The sequence below is a fragment of the Pseudomonas sp. PDM25 genome, from assembly GCF_019219045.1.
In the GTDB taxonomy this organism is placed as follows: domain Bacteria; phylum Pseudomonadota; class Gammaproteobacteria; order Pseudomonadales; family Pseudomonadaceae; genus Aquipseudomonas.
Window position 1 is genome coordinate 1 of sequence record NZ_JAHUWL010000010.1, and the last position, 16,766, is coordinate 16,766.

15 protein-coding genes and 1 pseudogene are annotated in these 16,766 nt (G+C 59.0%); 11 read left to right on the forward strand and 5 right to left on the reverse strand.

Annotated elements, in window-relative coordinates; genetic code table 11:
* Positions 1–94, forward strand: a pseudogene (locus tag KW848_RS31870) (IS110 family transposase); the annotation flags it as partial.
* A gap of 87 nt (positions 95–181) precedes the next feature.
* Here the strand turns inward: KW848_RS31870 and KW848_RS19340 are convergent.
* Positions 182–1,945: an L-lactate permease gene (locus KW848_RS19340; protein ID WP_111448639.1), complete on the reverse strand. Its 1,764-nt coding sequence runs from the start codon at positions 1,943–1,945 to the stop codon at positions 182–184.
* Between the two features lie 172 nt (positions 1,946–2,117).
* On the opposite strand from KW848_RS19340, the gene KW848_RS19345 reads away from it, so the two are divergent.
* On the forward strand, positions 2,118–2,354 hold the full coding sequence (locus KW848_RS19345; RefSeq protein WP_008151753.1) for a hypothetical protein: 237 nt from the start codon (positions 2,118–2,120) through the stop codon (positions 2,352–2,354).
* A 42-nt stretch (positions 2,355–2,396) separates the two neighbouring features.
* Complete coding sequence (locus KW848_RS19350) at positions 2,397–2,813, forward strand: DUF1801 domain-containing protein (protein ID WP_218537907.1); 417 nt, start codon at positions 2,397–2,399, stop codon at positions 2,811–2,813.
* A gap of 33 nt (positions 2,814–2,846) precedes the next feature.
* Here KW848_RS19350 and KW848_RS19355 read toward each other — a convergent pair whose 3' ends face one another.
* Both KW848_RS19355 and KW848_RS19360 read right to left on the reverse strand, forming a co-directional pair.
* Entirely contained in the window at positions 2,847–3,776 is a 930-nt protein-coding gene (locus tag KW848_RS19355) for a LysR family transcriptional regulator (protein ID WP_192409635.1), read from the reverse strand.
* 67 nt (positions 3,777–3,843) lie between these two features.
* Positions 3,844–4,818: a quinone oxidoreductase gene (locus KW848_RS19360; protein ID WP_218537755.1), complete on the reverse strand. Its 975-nt coding sequence runs from the start codon at positions 4,816–4,818 to the stop codon at positions 3,844–3,846.
* Positions 4,819–5,491: 673 nt separating this feature from the next.
* Between KW848_RS19360 and KW848_RS19365 the strand changes: the two genes are divergently transcribed.
* Positions 5,492–6,895 carry an MFS transporter gene (locus tag KW848_RS19365; protein ID WP_218537756.1) on the forward strand — a complete coding sequence of 468 codons (1,404 nt, stop codon included), beginning with the start codon at positions 5,492–5,494 and terminating at the stop codon, positions 6,893–6,895.
* Positions 6,896–7,461: 566 nt separating this feature from the next.
* The gene (locus tag KW848_RS19370) at positions 7,462–7,902 is read left to right on the forward strand and encodes a cupin domain-containing protein (protein WP_111448628.1); all 441 of its coding nucleotides are present in this window, start codon (positions 7,462–7,464) and stop codon (positions 7,900–7,902) included.
* A 9-nt stretch (positions 7,903–7,911) separates the two neighbouring features.
* Here the strand turns inward: KW848_RS19370 and KW848_RS19375 are convergent, their stop codons facing one another.
* Positions 7,912–9,342 carry an MFS transporter gene (locus tag KW848_RS19375; protein ID WP_218537757.1) on the reverse strand — a complete coding sequence of 477 codons (1,431 nt, stop codon included), beginning with the start codon at positions 9,340–9,342 and terminating at the stop codon, positions 7,912–7,914.
* 134 nt (positions 9,343–9,476) lie between these two features.
* Here KW848_RS19375 and KW848_RS19380 point away from each other — a divergent pair, with 134 nt between their 5' ends.
* From KW848_RS19380 to KW848_RS19405, 6 genes are all read left to right on the forward strand, one after another.
* A complete protein-coding gene (locus KW848_RS19380) occupies positions 9,477–10,367 on the forward strand; it encodes a LysR family transcriptional regulator (RefSeq protein ID WP_218537758.1) in 891 nt (296 codons plus the stop codon).
* Between the two features lie 482 nt (positions 10,368–10,849).
* Positions 10,850–12,238, forward strand: a complete 1,389-nt coding sequence (locus KW848_RS19385) for a diguanylate cyclase domain-containing protein (RefSeq protein WP_218537759.1) — start codon at positions 10,850–10,852, stop codon at positions 12,236–12,238.
* Positions 12,239–12,243: 5 nt separating this feature from the next.
* Positions 12,244–13,572: a glycosyltransferase gene (locus KW848_RS19390; protein WP_218537760.1), complete on the forward strand. Its 1,329-nt coding sequence runs from the start codon at positions 12,244–12,246 to the stop codon at positions 13,570–13,572.
* Positions 13,572–14,423 carry a hypothetical protein gene (locus KW848_RS19395; protein WP_218537761.1) on the forward strand — a complete coding sequence of 284 codons (852 nt, stop codon included), beginning with the start codon at positions 13,572–13,574 and terminating at the stop codon, positions 14,421–14,423. The genes KW848_RS19390 and KW848_RS19395 overlap by 1 nt, the downstream gene beginning before the upstream one ends.
* 6 nt (positions 14,424–14,429) lie before the next feature.
* Complete coding sequence (locus KW848_RS19400; protein ID WP_218537762.1) at positions 14,430–15,545, forward strand: HlyD family secretion protein; 1,116 nt, start codon at positions 14,430–14,432, stop codon at positions 15,543–15,545.
* Between the two features lie 3 nt (positions 15,546–15,548).
* Complete coding sequence (locus KW848_RS19405) at positions 15,549–16,496, forward strand: NAD-dependent epimerase/dehydratase family protein (RefSeq protein ID WP_218537763.1); 948 nt, start codon at positions 15,549–15,551, stop codon at positions 16,494–16,496.
* On the opposite strand, the gene KW848_RS19410 is transcribed toward KW848_RS19405, so the two are convergent.
* Positions 16,468–16,728: a hypothetical protein gene (locus tag KW848_RS19410; RefSeq protein ID WP_218537764.1), complete on the reverse strand. Its 261-nt coding sequence runs from the start codon at positions 16,726–16,728 to the stop codon at positions 16,468–16,470. The genes KW848_RS19405 and KW848_RS19410 overlap by 29 nt on opposite strands.
* Between the last annotated feature and the right edge of the window lie 38 nt (positions 16,729–16,766).

Sequence of the window (16,766 nt, forward strand, 5' to 3'; positions counted from 1 at the left end):
CACTCAGGCGCTGGTGATGCTGGCTCGCAAGCTTGCTCGGGTGGTATTCGCCTTGCTGAAAGGGCAAAGCGAATATCAGCCAAAAGCCAGTTGAGGGCTTTCCCTCAACCATAGAATCTCCCACAGGGGCCCACTCCCGCAAAAACGGATATGCACCCCATCCCACCCCGAACTACATCAATCAATGCCCACCAACAACCATATGACTGAACGGCGCCACATACGCCTGCAACGTCACCAACCCCCCGACCAGAATGGCCAGGATGATCGAGTGGAAAAACACATAACGCAGGATTTCCCCTTCATGCCCATACCAGCGGGTGGCGGTGGAGGCCACCACGATCGACTGCGCGTCGACCATCTTGCCCATGACCCCGCCGGAACTGTTGGCGGCCGCCATCAATACCGGGCTGAGGCCCAATTGCTCGGCGGTTACCCGTTGCAAGCCGCCGAACAGCACGTTTGACGCCGTGTCCGAGCCGGTCAACGCAACGCCGAGCCAGCCGAGCAGGGTGCCGAACATGGGGTAGAAGATGCCCGTCGCGGCAAAGGCCAGGCCCATGGTGGCGTCCAGGCCCGAATAACGGGTGAGGAAACCGAGGGCGAGCATGGCGGTAATGGTGATCAGTGAGTAGCGCACCACCCACAGCGTTCGCACGTACTGTTTGATCAGTTGCGGAATGGAGTAACCCATCAGCAACCCGCCGAGGATCGCCGACAGAAGGATGCCGCTGCCGGTGCTGGTGAACCAGGTGAACTTGTAGACCGCGTCCTCGGTTTTAGGCGCAGGGACCACCGGCGGGACCTTCTCGATCTGCTGGTGGATCGTGGTGAATGTCACGACCGGAGCGAAGATCGGGTTCGCTTCGCGCATCGGTTTGCCCTGAGGGTCGAGCTTGGCCGAATGGGTGGCCGGATCAATCGCCGGACGGGTATCGAACATGTTTTTGAAACCCTGGGTGCCCCAGGCGAACACGAACACGGTGAGGATGATCCACGGCATCCACGCGCGCATCACCGCAGGTTTGGCATCGCTGGCAAAGGTCGCGCTGGCGACGGGTTTTTCGTCATGCTCTTCGGCAATTTTGGAGTTGTCGACGCGTCCGGACAGCGCGGCGGAGGTATGCACGGTGGCGGGTTTCCAGACCCTGAGGAAACCGGTCAGGCAGGCCATGGAAATCAGCGCGGCGATCACGTCCACCAACATCGGTCCGTGGTAGTTGGACACCAGGAACTGCGGCACGGCGAAACTGACCCCGGCCACCAGAATCGCCGGCCAGATTTCCAGCATCTTGCGCCAGCCGGCGAAGGCCCAGATCAACCAGAACGGCACAATCACCGAGAAGAACGGCAATTGCCGGCCGACCATCATCGACAGCTCCATTTCATCCAGCCCGGTCACCTTGGCCAGGGTGATGATCGGCGTGCCCAGCGCACCGAACGCCACAGGCGCGGTGTTAGCGATCAACGCCAGGCCAGACGCGGCCAGAGGCGAGAAGCCCAACCCGATCAGAATCGCCCCGGTCACCGCCACCGGTGTGCCGAATCCGGCTGCCCCTTCGAAGAACGCACCGAAGCAGAAAGCAATCAGCAGCAATTGCAGGCGTCGATCGTCGGTGATGCGCGCCAGGGAATCCTGCAGCACTTTGAACGAGCCGTTCTCGGTGGTCAGTCGATGCAGGAAGATGATGTTGAGCACAATCCAGCCAATGGGCAGCAAGCCGTTGGCGGCGCCGTACAGGGCGGCCGAACCGGCCATGTTCGCCGGCATGCCGAAGGCGAAGATCGCGATCACCAGCGCAGACGCCAGGGCCATCAAGGCGGCCAGGTGCGCTTTGACATGGAAAAACGCCAGGGCTGCCAGCATCACCACGACCGGCACCGCTGCCATGATGGTTGAAAGTATCGGGTTACCGAACGGATCGTAGATTTGCTGCCAGACCATGTTCCACCTCTGCTTTTTATTGTTGGGAGTGCAGACCCCGAGGGGGCGGTGGCTTCTAGTATAGGTGGCATTACGCCGCTGTCCTGGCAGGCCTTTTAGTGCGCCGCACTGAGCTAACATGGCCAATGGGTAAATGCGCTACTCGGACTTCAACGACGGGAGAAATGCAGCCATGACTGAACGCCATATGCACCACAAGGAAACGCTGTCGAACGGATGCAAGATCGAGGTCAAAGCCGAAATATTGAAGGACGGCTCACTGGGGATGTTCATCGGTGTTTACCGGCCGGACGGCACGGCCATTTTTGAGGACCACGATCCAAAACCGCACCTGCTGGACATGGAGGCTGCCTTTGACTGGGGGATCGAAAAGGCCAAGACCCTCGGCAACAGTCAAAAAACGCTGTAAAGCCCGGTTTTGGACACCCTCATGAAGAAGGCGACAACCACCATGAACAAAGAGCAGGTCGGTGCAAAGGAAGAAGAGGGGGCAGTTTCGGCCTCTCAGCTGATCGATGCGAGAATCAAGGAGCTGGGCGATTGGCGGGGCGAGACGCTCGCTCAGGTCCGAACGCTTATCCGTCAGGCCGACCCCGACGTGGTCGAGGAATGGAAGTGGCGGGGCGTTCCAGTGTGGTCGCACGCCGGCATCATCTGCACTGGCGAGACATACAAGCAGGTGGTGAAGCTGACGTTTGCCAAGGGCGCCTCGCTGGAAGACCCTTCCGGCCTCTTCAACGCCAGCCTCGAAGGCAACACCCGACGTGCCATTGATTTGCATGAGGGCGACACGCTTGATGAGCGCGCGTTGAAGGCGCTGATTCTCGCCGCCGTGGCGCTCAACACGAACAGGCGTGCGAAATCCTGACGAGGTCTTGCTGACAGGTTCCGGTTTCAAGCGCTACGGTTGGGGCAGCTGCCATGGCGCACCTCGCGCAAACGCTGCCTCGATCCAGTGCTTGAACGCCGTCGTCGTTGCCGTGTTGTACTTGGCTGACGGGCGCACCAGATAGACACCGGCGTCTGCATCCAGCTGCCAGTCGGGAAGCACCCTGACGAGCTGACCGCTATCGATGTCCCTCGTCATGAGCCACTCACCGCCGGCAAGAATGCCCAGCCCCATGCGGGCGGCGGACAGCAGCGCCTCATTGTCGTTACTGACCATGGCGCTGCGCACCCTGATGCTCTGCTGATCGCCATCGCGGGTCAGCTTCCATTCCGGGTAGGAATGCAGTCCGGTGAAGCCCAGGCAATTGTGTCCAGCGAGGTCTGCCGGTGTCTTCGGTTCGCCCTGGCGTTGCAGGTAGGCGGGTGCAGCACAGAGGATTCGGCGGTGATCGCACAACTTCCTGGCCACCAGTCGATTGTCTGACAGCTCACCAATTCGGATCGCGGCATCGAAACCCTCCGCGACGATGTCGACGAATCGCTCCGAGTATTCGACCTCCAGCGACACCTCGGGGTAAGCCAGGGCGAACTCGGACACCATCGTGCTGAGCCATAATCGCCCCATTGCGGCGGGCAGGGCGAGTCGCAATCGTCCCCTGACCTGTGCCGCGCCTTGGGCTGCCTCTTGCTCCGCTTGGGAAATTAAACTGACGGCATGACGAAGCTGCGAGACCAGACGCTGTCCCTCGTCGGTAAAGCGCAGTTGCCTTGTGGTTCGTTCCACCAGACGTATTCCGAGACGAAGTTCCAACGCGCCGAGGCGTTTGGACAGCACCGATGGATGCCGTTGCAGCATCCTTCCGGCGGCGGCAAAAGAGCCGTGTTCGGACAGCGCCAAGAGGGTGGCGAGTTCATCTGCCTGTCGGCTATCGAACAGATCCATGCAACGGCAAACCTCGCAAATTCAAGGAAACAAGGACTCGGGCCGCAGGCTTCGTCCCGGGTTCTACTCAGGGCGTAAGGACGATTGCACCTTGCGACCGTCCACTTTCCAGATCGGCGTGTGCCTGTGCTACGTCAGCCAATGGGTAGCGACGCCAGATTCGAGGTTGAATGATACCGGCGGCGACCGCTTGCAACACCTCCTGTGCGCGCTGCTGATACTCGTGCGCGGTGGCCGTATGCGCGGCGAGAGACGGTCGGGTCAGGAACAGAGAGCCTTTGGCGTTGAGGGTGCTGACCTCGATAGCGGCCGGAATGCCCGAGGCCATGCCGAAAGACACCATCAAGCCACGTGGGCGAAGGCTGTCGAGGGAGGCTTCGAAAGACACCCGCCCGATGGGGTCATACACGACGTCAACCTTTTGCCCGTGGGTGACTTCCGCAACCTGGGCGGCCAGTGTCGCCGGGTCAAACACCAGCACTTCATCACAACCGGTGGCCTTGGCCCGCTCGATACTGTCCTGCTTCGAGACCACGCCTATCACGAAGGCACCCAGGTGTTTGGCCCAAGGCACCATGATTTGCCCCAACGCACCCGCCGCGCCATATAAAAGCACTGTGGAACCTGGGCCAACAGGGAAGGTCGTCTTGAGCAGGTAGTGGGCGGTGATGCCCTTGAAGAGCAGGGCCGCCGCTTCGTCGAAGCCGAGGTCATCGGGAATCTTCACGAGTCGATTGGCCGGATAGAGGCGACCGCTTGCATAGGCACCCATGGGGCCAGTGGCGTACGCGACCCTGTCCCCCACGGCGACTTCGGTGACGCCTGCCCCAATTGCTGTCACCTGTCCGGCGCCTTCAAGGCCTAATCCTGAGGGCAGGGGAACACGGGCAGCGCCGCAGCGTTGGCTCACGTCCAAAGGGTTGAGCCCGATGGCTGCTTGCTCCAGCCAGACTTCTCCTGCACCCGGTGTTTGCTCAGTGGTTTTTTCGAACCGCAAAACCTGAGGCCCGCCAGTTTCCTGAATTATTACGGTGCTTACCATTTGGAACTCCCGATGCGTTGGTCGTGCTGAGAGTCTATTGAGTTGCCAGTGAAGCACTAGTAAGGGCAATTGCAGTTCATTGTTGCAGTAGATGCAGCAATTGGCGTCGAGTGGTTACGGTCTGGTTTTGGCCTGTCATCGTGCTGGATGGTGTTGTCGTACGACTTTTCTTGATATCAAGACACTCAGACCTGGCGATCAACACACGAAAAATGAAAGCCTGACGGGCCTACAACCGGCGGTACCTGTACAAAGCTGCACTTTTAATGGGCAGCCTTTGTCGAGACGAGCGGCTGTTTTTTCAGATTGACAGCCCGGTAGTGAACTCGATATAAAAGACACGGTTGTACGACGACAGACGATTATCGGCTGTTAAACACTAAAAATAAAAACGAGTGTCGGCCCCATCATGAATTCCACCCGCCTGCGCATCCTGCTGAATGCCGCTTCTTACGGTTCGACCTCGACTGCTTGCCCATCCCCACGGTCAGGCCAGTCACATACAACTGTCCCACCCAACGCCCGATAGCTCTTGCCAAATGTCCGACTTCTGCCGCTGTGCATGAAGTACCCATTTTCGAGCCCGCAATACCGTGGCGTGGACCATCACGACACCATTGATCTCGCTTGAAACCGAGAGATCATCACCATAAACCAACAATAAAGTGATGCCATGAATCTGAACGAGCCCATCAATGCGCAACGAGTCGGCCAGGCCGTCGGCAAGTACCGCTGGACGATTTGCGCGCTGTTGTTTTTTGCCACCACCGTCAATTACCTGGACCGCCAGGTACTGAGTCTGTTGGCGCCGGATCTGTCGACGCAATTTGGCTGGAGTAACACCGATTACGCGAACATCGCCTCTGTCTTTCAGTTTGTGTACGCGATTTCCATGCTGTTCGCCGGCCGCTTCGTTGACAAGATCGGCACCAAGAAGGCCTATGTGATAGCGATCGGCATCTGGTCGACCGGCGCGATCATGCACGCCTTTGCAGAGCCGATGGGCGAGGGTATTGCCGGCATCAGCAGCGCCTTGGGCATTGCCGTCATCCCGGTTTCGATTGCAGGTTTCATGCTGGCGCGCGCCGTGCTGGCGATCGGCGAAGCGGGTAACTTCCCGATTGCGATCAAGGCCACTGCCGAATATTTCCCGAAGAAGGAGCGTTCCTTCGCCACCGGTATCTTCAACTCCGGCGCCAACGTGGGCGCAGTCCTGGCGCCGATCAGCGTGCCGCTGATCGCCGGTCTATGGGGCTGGGAAGCGGCGTTCATCGTGATCGGTGCGTTGGGCTTCGTTTGGGTGGCGGTGTGGATTGCGCTGTACGAAAAACCGGAGCAGCAAAAACGCCTGTCGGTGCAAGAGCTGGCCTACATCCGCAGCGATCAGGGCGCGCAAGCACTCACCGGCACAGACTCGGGTGCCGCTGCCAAAAAAGTATCGTGGTTCAAGTTGCTGACCTACCGCCAGACCTGGGCCTTTGCCTTCGGCAAATTCATGACCGACGGCGTGTGGTGGTTCTTCCTGTTCTGGCTTCCGACCTATTTGTCTGCGCAATACGGCATGAAGGGCCAGGCCATCGTGTTGCCGCTGGCCGTGCTGTACAGCATGACCATGGTGGGCAGTATCGGCGGCGGCTGGTTCCCGAGCTATTTCATGTCACGCGGTGATGCGCCGTATGACGGTCGTATGAAAGCCATGCTGGTGATCGCTTTCTTCCCGTTGCTGGTACTGCTGGCGCAGCCATTCGGTTACATCAGTTTCTGGGTGCCGGTGCTGCTGATCGGCGTGGGCGCATCGGCGCATCAGGCGTGGTCGTGCAACATCTTCACCACCGTGTCTGACATGTTCCCGCAAAAATCCATCGCGTCGGTGGTTGGCATTGGTGGTTTGGCCGGCGGCCTGGGCGGGGTCGTGATGACCAAGACCGGCGGTTGGGTGATCGACCATTACAAACTGATCGGCGATATCCATACCGGCTACATGATCATGTTCGCCATCTGTGCGCTGGCCTATCTGGTGGCGTGGAGTGTGATGAAGGCGCTGGTGCCGCGCCATAAGGAAATCACTGACCTGTAAACGACGATTGACCTGCTGACTTTCCGTCGGCAGGTCATTCGCCCGGTCCGAACCCGTAAGGGGGACGAGTATTAGTGTTTTTTCATCCTGCTGCGCTTGCCGCTGTGCAAAATCGGTCTAAAAAGCCCGCCTTGCGCTTTGGAGTTTGTACTAGTCTTGAAGTTGTAGGTGAAGACGCAGACTGATGCGCAAGCGGATGGCGAGGAAACGTGGGGCGCGTTCCGAAGGGTACACGGTTAGAAAGATCTCCGCGCTGAGATCCAGCCCTTATGCCGTGTGAAGCAGGACAGCACAAAACTGTTCTGTGGGAGGCCTGATAAACCTTGTAAGCCGGAGACCAGCGCCGGCCACCTACTCGATTTACAAAGCCCGCCTTGTGCGGGCTTTTTCGATTCCGCGAGATTCGTTTGTATCGCAACGTATCCCGCGTACCTGCAGCTACCTTCGCATACAAAACCAAGGCATTGGCGACACTTGCGCGATACACGGCGGCCTCCCAATAGAGCCACCGCATCCGCGGCAAGCTCCGCGCGCATTCCCGCGCATTGATTGATTGGAGAAATGCCATGTCCCGTTTCAACCACCGTATCTGCGCTGGCATGCTCGGCGTCGCCGTTGCCGCGGCACTCACCGCTTTCGCGGGCCTCTCTCAAGCACAAGAGGCGCCTGCTGTAAAAAGCTGGCAGGCGGGTCTTCACCGCACCGATCTGCTGCGCCAGGACCTCGACGTCGCCGGGCGTGAAGTGATCCAGGTCCTCGTTGATTTCGATCCGGGTGTGGTGTCCCCCAAGCATTCTCATCCCGGGGTGGAAGTGGCTCACGTCATTGAAGGCACGTTTGAATATCAACTCGAAGGTCAGCCTCCTGTAACGCTCAAGGCTGGCGATTCCTTGTACATCCCCGCAGGCACCGCGCACGTGGCGAAGAATGTCGGCGCAGGCAAAGCGTCTGAGCTGGCGACGTACATTGTGAAGAAAGACACGCCACTGGTCGTGCTGGAGAAGTAAACGACCGGCTTACCGGCGGTCACGACGCACTGCCAGCGCGCGGCTTCCCAGCGCGATGGCCAGTGCGACAGCGATCAGCACCAGCGCCACGGCAAAGGTGACCCGCAGACCGCTGGCAACCGCTTCGGGGCGCGCCGTTGCCATGTCGACCGAGGCCGATGCGAGCGCGAACACCGCGCCCAGGACGGAGGCCCCCGTGATGAGCCCCAGATTGCGCGACAGGTTGAGCATGCCGGAGATGACGCCGCGCTGGTCCGGCTCAACATCCGCCATGACCGCCGTGTTGTTGGCGGTCTGGAACAGGGCATAGCCGAGGGTTATCACGACCATGGGCAAGAGGTAGCCGCCGATGCCGGACGTCTCCGGCAATACCGACAGCGTGAGGCACCCGGTCGCCATGGCGATGAGCCCGGCGAGGGTCATGCGTTGGGCGCCAACGCGGTCGGCAATACGGCCGGCGGGCACACCCGTCAGTGCCGCGACAAACGGCCCGACCGACAAGACCAGTCCAACCAGAACAGCATCGAGCCCCAGCCCATGCGCGAGATAGAAGGGGCCGACCACGAGCGTCGCCATCATCACGGTCGCGACGAGCAGGCTCATGGCAAGGCTGCCACTGAGCACGGGATCGCGGAACATCGCCAATCGAATCAACGGTGAGGCGACTCGAGCCTCGGTAAACACAAAGAGGCAGGCGCCGCCGCCCGCCGCCAACAGCAAGGCGATGTTGAACGGACCGAAATTGCCTCGCCCAAGGGTCATCGCCAGCGCATAAGCGGCGAGCGTCAATGCCAGCAGCAAAGTGCCCAGCGGGTCGAAGCCGGCGCGATCGGTTTTGGGCTTCTGGCGATCGGCGGGCAAATAACGATGCGCGAGCACCAGCGTCAGCAAGCCCAGCGGTACGGTGACGAGGAAGATCGCCTGCCAGCCCAACCCTTCAATCAGCAGGCCACCGAGCGACGGTCCCAAAGCGGTGCCAATCGCCGACATCGTTCCGAGCAAGCCCATGGCGCTGCCGGTTTTTGCCTTCGGCACCGTCTCGCCGACAAAGGCCATGGTCAGCGCCATCATGATTGCCGCACCGATTCCCTGCAGCGCCCGGGCGCCAATCAGCATCCAGAGCGAGGGCGCCAACCCGCACAGGGCCGACGCCAGGGTGAACACGCCGATGCCGGCCAAGAGCAGCCGCCGACGGCCAGTGAGGTCACCGAGCCGCCCGACACTGACAATCAGGGTGGTAATCGCCAGAAGGTAGGCGAGAACGATCCACTGCACGTGCTGGAAGGAGGCGTTGAACACTTGGGCCAAGGTCGGCAAACCCACATTGGCGATGCTGGTGCCGAGCGAGGACAGCAGTATCGACAGTGAAAGGCTGGCCAGCGCCCACCGAACCGACGGTGTTTGTTGTGCACGCTCTGCGACTGCGCTGATTGATTTCATGCTGTTCCTCTTTTCTGGCCACTCCCGAAGCGGAGCTATCAGAAAGCTACGCCCCGGCCTAACATGGCGGAAGGCGCACCGTTTGCACTTGATACGTGCGTTCAACGCCATATCACTCTGCCACGGGGCGCCCCATGTCCACTCCCGATTTAAACTTGCTGATCACCCTTGATGTGCTGCTCGCTGAAGGCAGCGTGGCGCGCGCCGCCAAACGCTTGCGTCTGAGCCCGTCGGCCATGAGCCGGGCGCTGGCGCGATTGCGTGAAACCACCGGCGATCCGCTGTTGGTCAGGGCCGGACGGGGTCTGGTTGCCACCCCGCGCGCGCTCGAACTGCGCGAGCGGGTCAGTCAGCTGGTGCAGGACGCAGAAGCAGTCCTTCGACCTGCCGAGCAACCCGACCTCAAACAGCTCAGCCGCACGTTCACGCTGCGCACCAGTGAAGGCTTTGTCGAGAATTTTGGCGCGGACCTGATTGCCCGCGTCGCCGAGCAAGCCCCTGGCGTGCGGCTGCGCTTCATGCACAAACCCGACAAAGACAGCGCGTCACTGCGCGACGGGACGGTCGATCTGGAAACGGGTGTGGTGGGGAAGGCCACCGGGCCGGAGTTGCGTACCCAGGGATTGTTTCGGGATCGTTTTATTGGCGTCGTGCGAAGGGGGCATCCGCTGAGCGAAGGTGAGATAACTCCCGCGCGTTATGCGGCAGGCAACCACATCAGCGTCTCTCGGCGGGGGCTCGACAAGGGACCCATTGATGAAGCCCTTGAGTTCCAGGAACTGGAGCGGCACATAGCAACGACCGTTGCAGGCTTCTCCACTGCGCTGGCGCTCGCCCGGGCCACTGACCTGATCGCCAGCGTTCCCGAACGCCACACCGCCAGTCTGCGCACCGGCCTGCACAGCTTTGCACTGCCGTTGTCTCTGCCGGCGTTCACCGTCGCCATGCTCTGGCATCCGCGGCTGGAGGCCGATCCTGTGCATCGCTGGTTGCGGGGTTGCCTTCGGGATGTTTGTGCCGAGTAAGAAAGTTGTCAGATTTGATCTAATGTTCATTGTTGAAACAGGGGTGTTTCACTCATGTAACTATTTCATGCCTATTCTGGTTCTATAAGTGAGTCATTTTGGTATAAAAACACTTTGAACTTATTAATATGCAGGTGGTACGTAAAGATTTTGTCGCAAATGGGAATTAACTGCTGATGCCGTTAAATGGCGTAGCTCTATCAATGATGGCCATTAACTAGCAGTGAGTGTGGCTGTAAATATTAAGTTACTTAGTGTGTATAACACTATGAAATATAAGCAATTATTATTTCTCGTGATTGGGCGATTTATCGCGCTGAAACTCGGTGGAAAAGGCGGGATCCAATTAACGTTGATGGCGAAATATTGGCGGTCTATATATCAAAAAATAACTTCATAATAATACTGACGTTTTTCCGATGCGGTGCTAGTGTTTCTAACTCCTATTAAACGTACTTGTCTGTCTGCAGAGGCCATGCGTCATGCCGACTCAAACTCCACGGATTGCAATACTGGGCATTAGAGCTCCCAGCTTGAACAGTCCAGAGATTGAACACTTTGCCGATATAGCCAGCCTGTTGGCTGCCCCCACCTTCGATGTCGTGCTGCTGGACCTGCCGGCCGCTTACGCAGGGCGGGTGCTTCGAAAGTTGCGCGTCATTCCCCCTTATCGCTACAGCCTCATTTACTGTTGCCGTGATCAGAACGGCTGGTGTGAAGCCTTGGGTGATGGTGGGTGCCCTGTCGATTCCAACGAAATCAGAACCCTCTGGAGCGTGTGGCAAGAACGCTACAGGTTGTTCAAACAGGGTTCTGCCCCCGAGCGTTTTGAAAGTCGGGTGCTTTCGTGGTTGTGGTTGCGCGACAACGCGCACATCTATGCCCTTCGAGACCCGGAGGTGCCTCAGCATTATCGCTATCCGTTGCTGGACGCCCTGGCGGATAACGAGCAGGTCAACTCGTTTGTCTGGCTCAGCTTGATGGTGCAGCAGGACTGGCTGCAAGAGGGGGTTCTGGTCGATCGCGTTCGCCTGTGTTCGGAGTGTGGCTCGGGCCGGCTCAATTACATTGATGTGTGTGCCGAATGCCAGGCCCTGGACATTTCACGTCAGCCTTCATTGCACTGCTTTACCTGTGGGCATGTGGGGCCACAGGAAAACTTTCTCAAAGACGGGGTGTTGTTGTGCCCCAACTGCTTGAACCGGTTGCGCCATATCGGCAGTGATTACGACCGACCTATGGAGAACTATCGCTGTCGGTCATGCCAGGCGTTTTTTGTCGATGCCGACGTGCAGGCGCGCTGCCTGGATTGCGGCCTGTCACACACGCCTGACAAGTTGCGAGTACGCGAGGTCAGAGATTTCCGCCTGGCCGAGGCCGGCCGTTTCCGCTGCCGCCAGGAGTTCAGCGATCAGACGGTCCATCACTTCGGTCGACTCAATCTGTTAGGCGGCAAGGATTTCTATGATCTGCTGACCTGGCAGATGCAAGTCGTACGCCGATACCAGACGCCTGCCTTCTCACTGCTCGGCCTGCGCTTCGTCAACCTGGCCGATACGTTGACTCGCCTGGGTGAACATCACGGTCATGCCTTCATCGATAGCGTGGCCGAGCGTTTGAAAGAAACCGTCAGGGACACGGACCGCTGCTCTCGAAGTACCGAAGAGTACTTCTGGATCATGCTTCCGCATACCGATGACAAGGGCCTGGAAACCGTCAAACAACGCTTGAGCCGAGTCGCCGAATTGTTTTCAGCGCCGGAGGTCAGCGACATTTCCTTGCGTGTCGTCAGCATCACGGCGCCCCAGGATCTGCTCGAGCAGGAAGATGGCGAACTACTACTGGCCCGTCTGGCCAGTGAGTTGGCGTGACCGCCATGAGCCCTTTTCTGGAGCAACTCCTCAGCGCACTCAGCTCGCTCATGGGGCCGGATGGTTTGAGCCGGGTGTTTTTCATGCTTTTTCCTTTGTTTCTGATCTTTGAATTGCCCCTGATGATCATGGTGATGCTGGGGGTATTGCGCTGGTTCGCACGTCGGCGTTCCCGTGTCCCGAAGATCAGTGTCTATCGGCCCAAGGTCTCTTGCATCATTACCTGCTACAGCGAAGGAATGGACGTTCAGACCACGCTGTTAAGCCTGTGCGAGCAGACGTACCCCGGCCACATCGAGATGATTCCGGTGGTGGACGGGGCCACGGTGAACCAGCCGACGCTCAGCGCCGTTCGCAAGTTCAACGTGGACCCGAAGTTGTACCCCAGACGCCATTTGCGCCCGATTGCGAAATGGCAGAGGGGCGGGCGGGTGTCGTCATTGAACGCCGGCCTGTCGCTTGCCAGCGGTGAAATCGTGATGGCACTCGATGGAGATACGTCCTTCGACAACAACATGGTCAGCTCCATCGTGCGCCATTTCGAGGACCCGACGGTGCCTGCGGTCGCCGGTAGCCTGCGAGTGCGCAATGTCTGGGCTTCGTGGGTGACCGCGATGCAGGCGCTGGAATACCTGTTGTCCATCCACATGTCGAAAATCGGTCTGGCCGAATGGAACCTGGTCAATAACGTCTCGGGGGCTTTCGGGGCATTCCGCCGCAGCTTCCTGGTGAAAATCGGTGGCTGGAACACGCATACCGCGGAGGATCTGGACCTGACGTTGCGCATCAAGAGTTACTTCAAGCGACACGACTTGAGGATTCCCTTCGAGCCGGAAGCGATTGGACACACTGATGCACCGTCGACGCTCAGTCAGTTTCTGATGCAGCGCTTGCGCTGGGATGGCGACCTGTTTTTTCTGTACATCCGCAAGCACCACCACAACATCAACCCCAGGTTGTTGGGCTGGCCGAGCTTTCTGATGATCCTGCTCAGCGGCTTCTTTTTTCAGCTGGTGCTGCCGTTTCTCATCTTCAGCTACACCTTGCTGGCGCTATTTGTTTTGCCGGGCAAGACGCTGTTGTTTCTGTTCGTACTGATTTATTCGTTGTACCTGATGATCACCGCGATGTTATTTGCCGCCATGTTGTTGATGGTGTCCGACCGACCTGCAAAGGACAGTGTCCTGGGATTGTTGGTGCCTTTCTTCCCGCTGTTCATGCTACTCCTGCGGTGCTGGAGCGCAGTGGCCATGCTCAACGAGATCTTTCGCCGGGGCCACGAAGAAAGCTCTATGGCGCCGTGGTGGGTGCTTAAACGAGCCACGAGGTTTTGATGATGCGATCGATACTTCTGCTGCTGACGCTGTCGTTGCCCCCGATGATACTGGCCGCACAACCCTTGCCGGCTCAGGCAGCGGTGGCGCCGTCGAGCCATTGGTCCCAGGCCAGTTATGTCTGGGACAGCGAAGCGTTGCTCGATCCCGATCAACGCAAGGCGGAACTCGAGCAATTGCGTAAGGCCGGGATGGACAAGATCTACCTTGGCCTCAAGTCCGCCCAGTTGAAAGACCTTGCCACCACGCGCCAACGGCTGGCGCAATTGCTGCAGGACGCGGCCGGCAAGGGGGTGCAAGTCAGCCTGTTGCTCGGTGATCCGGCCTGGATGGAGCCGCAGGACCGTCATCAGCTCACTGACTTACTGGCGAAGCTGAAGGGGCTTTCATTCACCAGCCTGCACCTGGACCTGGAACTCGAACAACTGGGCGTGCCAGTCCCGGATCAGCGCTTGAAGGACTTGCTCGATACCTTGCGCGCAGCCTCCGCCGCCAGCCCTTGGCCGGTAGAAATCTCCAGCCACCATCGCTGGTTCGCTGAGGCAAAACCCGGCAAAACCTGTCTGCCCTGCGCGCTTCCCGAGGCGGGCGTGCGTCAGGTCAGCCTCATGATCTACACCCGTAATCCGAAAAACAGCGCACGCATGGCAGAGCAGATCGCCCAACGTTGGCCTGATCTGCAATTTCGCCTGGCGCAAAGCACAGAGCCGCAACTGGATGCCACTGAATCCTGGGCCGGCGCGTCGACTGAGCAGTTGCAGCACCAGACCCGTGTCTGGCGCGAACAGCTGCAACCACGGGGGATTGCCGGTATTGACTGGCAAGCCTGGCGAGACTTTCCAAAACGGTGAGCCGTCATGAAGATTCGATTCGATAGTCGCAAAGAACTGAACCCCACCCAGGAACAGGGGTTGACTGTGCTCTACGCGCCGGGCAAACGCATGGCGTTTCGCGCGCGTTGGTATCTGATCCTGTTCCTGGTCGCGAGCCCCTTGATCTGGCTGGGAGCGAAGCTGACGTATGGCCTGGTGATGATCGACGCGCCGGCGCAATTGCGCCTGCCGATTCTTGAGGTCCGCGCACGGGATGCCGGTCGGGTCGATCAGCTGTTCGTCATGGCCGGGGAGCAGGTCCAGATCGATCAGCCGTTGGTCAGTCTCGACAATCCCGAATGGCGTGCGCGGCTCTCGCAGCTTGCCGCAATGCCGAAGAAATCAGTGCCCGTCACCAACGCCAAACTGGACACGAGGGAGCGTCAGTTGCTCAGGACCCGAGTGAGCAGGACGGAGGAGCGCGTGCAGGTGCTTGAAGGCCTCGTTGAATCAGGCGCCGTGTCTCGTGGAGAAGTGCTGGCCGCCCAGTCCGAACTTGACGCATTTAAAGCGGACCTGTTGGCGTTCGAGCGCCGCGATCAACTGGCTCATCAGTCGCCATTGAGCGTGGAGCGCGAAATCATTCAACAGACCGCCGAGCAACAGTGGTTGAAAACGCGCCTCGCCGCGTTGTCGGTCAAGGCTGCGCAGAGCGGTCGCATTGCGGAGGTGTTGGTCACGCCCGGCGAGAACGTCGGTGCGGGTACGTTGTTGATGCGCCTTGAGCGGCTGGAAGAGCCTCTGCTGTGGATTTATCTGGAACCGCTGAATATCAGCTACGCCGCGATTGGCCAGCCGCTGCGCGTTCGCATGCCCGATGGCGAGTGGTTGCCGGCCCATGTTGTCCAGGCCGTCGACAGCGCCGGTCGTACGCCGACGGTGTTGCGTGGGCCGTTCGCTGCCAGCGAGATGGGCTTGCAGGTCGCCGCCCGGTTTGATCGCCCCCTGTCGCCGCGCTGGAGAATCGATCAACTGCCGTTGAATGTTCGCTTTCCCACCGACTGGCAACGAATGCTCAGTGACAGCCGTGAACTGATTTCGCAAATAGGCGACTTCATTGCAATGGATAAAACAACCACCACTGCACCGGGGAGTAAATAAATCATGACTGCTGAACGAATTCTTGTGACGGGCGGTGCCGGTTTCATCGGTTCGCACTTGGTCGAAGCACTGCTGGAAAGCGGTTATAGCGTTCGGGTTCTGGACGACCTTTCCAGTGGAAAATTGTCGAACTTACCGATTGATCGCTGCCATTTGACCCTGGTGGTGGGGGATGTCGCCGACGCGCCGACGGTGGAGCGGGCGATGAAAGACTGTAGCGCGGTGGTGCATCTGGCGGCGGTGGCCTCGGTGCAGGCGTCGGTCGATGACCCAGTCGCCACTCACCAAAGCAATTTCGTCGGCACGCTGAATATCTGCGAAGCCATGCGCGAGGCAGGCATAAGACGAGTGGTTTACGCGTCCAGTGCGGCGATCTATGGCAACAATGGCGAGGGCATGGCGATTACCGAGGACACGCCCAAGAATCCACTGACGCCGTATGCCGCCGACAAGCTGGCCAGTGAACATTTCCTCGATTTCTATCGCCGTCAGCATGGTCTTGAACCGGTCATTCTGCGGTTTTTCAATATTTACGGACCCCGTCAGGACCCTTCATCGCCTTACTCCGGTGTCATCAGCATTTTCAGCGAGAGGGCGCAAAAAAAACTCCCCATCACGGTTTACGGTGATGGGGAGCAAACAAGGGATTTTGTATACGTCAATGACCTCGTAAAGATCCTGGTACAGGCAGTCGGTGAGCCAGAGCCGATTAACGAGCCGGTCAATGTCGGGTTTAACCGATCCACCAGCGTTAACGAACTGGCGGCGACGTTAAGCGAGCTTTTGGGGCGGCCGCTGACATTGAATTACGACGCGCCGCGTTCCGGTGATATCAAACATTCGCGAGCCGACAACAGTCGCCTGCTTGAGCGTTTTTCCTTGAACTCACCGACCTGTTTTACCGAGGGCCTGGGGCAGTTGCTCAGAAGTATCGATTCCGGGGGGCGGTAGTGGCGAGCTCAGTCGCCAGCAGGTGCTCTTCCAGCACATCGCTCAGGAACCGGAACTGATCATTGAGCCCGATCACTTCATTGTTGAAGTGATTGGCGGCGGACGGCATCAGCAGCGTCTCGAAGTTTTTGTCGAACACCAGTTCGAACGTTTTGCGCGAAACGAATGACTGGGAATAGTAGTTGTTGCCAAACACCGCAAAGCTTACGGCCAGGGTCACGGAGTGAATCATGACGTGCGCTCCTCGGACAGGACGTACCAGGAAAAAAT

Excerpts from the sequence above, each read along its gene's own strand:
- KW848_RS19340 (WP_111448639.1), bottom strand. The coding sequence starts at position 1,945 with ATGGTCTGGCAGCAAATCTACGATCCGTTCGGTAACCCGATACTTTCA.
- KW848_RS19345 (WP_008151753.1), top strand. The coding sequence starts at position 2,118 with ATGACTGAACGCCATATGCACCACAAGGAAACGCTGTCGAACGGATGC.
- KW848_RS19350 (WP_218537907.1), top strand. The coding sequence starts at position 2,397 with ATGAACAAAGAGCAGGTCGGTGCAAAGGAAGAAGAGGGGGCAGTTTCG.
- KW848_RS19355 (WP_192409635.1), bottom strand. The coding sequence starts at position 3,776 with ATGGATCTGTTCGATAGCCGACAGGCAGATGAACTCGCCACCCTCTTG.
- KW848_RS19360 (WP_218537755.1), bottom strand. The coding sequence starts at position 4,818 with ATGGTAAGCACCGTAATAATTCAGGAAACTGGCGGGCCTCAGGTTTTG.
- KW848_RS19365 (WP_218537756.1), top strand. The coding sequence starts at position 5,492 with ATGAATCTGAACGAGCCCATCAATGCGCAACGAGTCGGCCAGGCCGTC.
- KW848_RS19370 (WP_111448628.1), top strand. The coding sequence starts at position 7,462 with ATGTCCCGTTTCAACCACCGTATCTGCGCTGGCATGCTCGGCGTCGCC.
- KW848_RS19375 (WP_218537757.1), bottom strand. The coding sequence starts at position 9,342 with ATGAAATCAATCAGCGCAGTCGCAGAGCGTGCACAACAAACACCGTCG.
- KW848_RS19380 (WP_218537758.1), top strand. The coding sequence starts at position 9,477 with ATGTCCACTCCCGATTTAAACTTGCTGATCACCCTTGATGTGCTGCTC.
- KW848_RS19385 (WP_218537759.1), top strand. The coding sequence starts at position 10,850 with ATGCCGACTCAAACTCCACGGATTGCAATACTGGGCATTAGAGCTCCC.
- KW848_RS19390 (WP_218537760.1), top strand. The coding sequence starts at position 12,244 with ATGAGCCCTTTTCTGGAGCAACTCCTCAGCGCACTCAGCTCGCTCATG.
- KW848_RS19395 (WP_218537761.1), top strand. The coding sequence starts at position 13,572 with ATGATGCGATCGATACTTCTGCTGCTGACGCTGTCGTTGCCCCCGATG.
- KW848_RS19400 (WP_218537762.1), top strand. The coding sequence starts at position 14,430 with ATGAAGATTCGATTCGATAGTCGCAAAGAACTGAACCCCACCCAGGAA.
- KW848_RS19405 (WP_218537763.1), top strand. The coding sequence starts at position 15,549 with ATGACTGCTGAACGAATTCTTGTGACGGGCGGTGCCGGTTTCATCGGT.
- KW848_RS19410 (WP_218537764.1), bottom strand. The coding sequence starts at position 16,728 with ATGATTCACTCCGTGACCCTGGCCGTAAGCTTTGCGGTGTTTGGCAAC.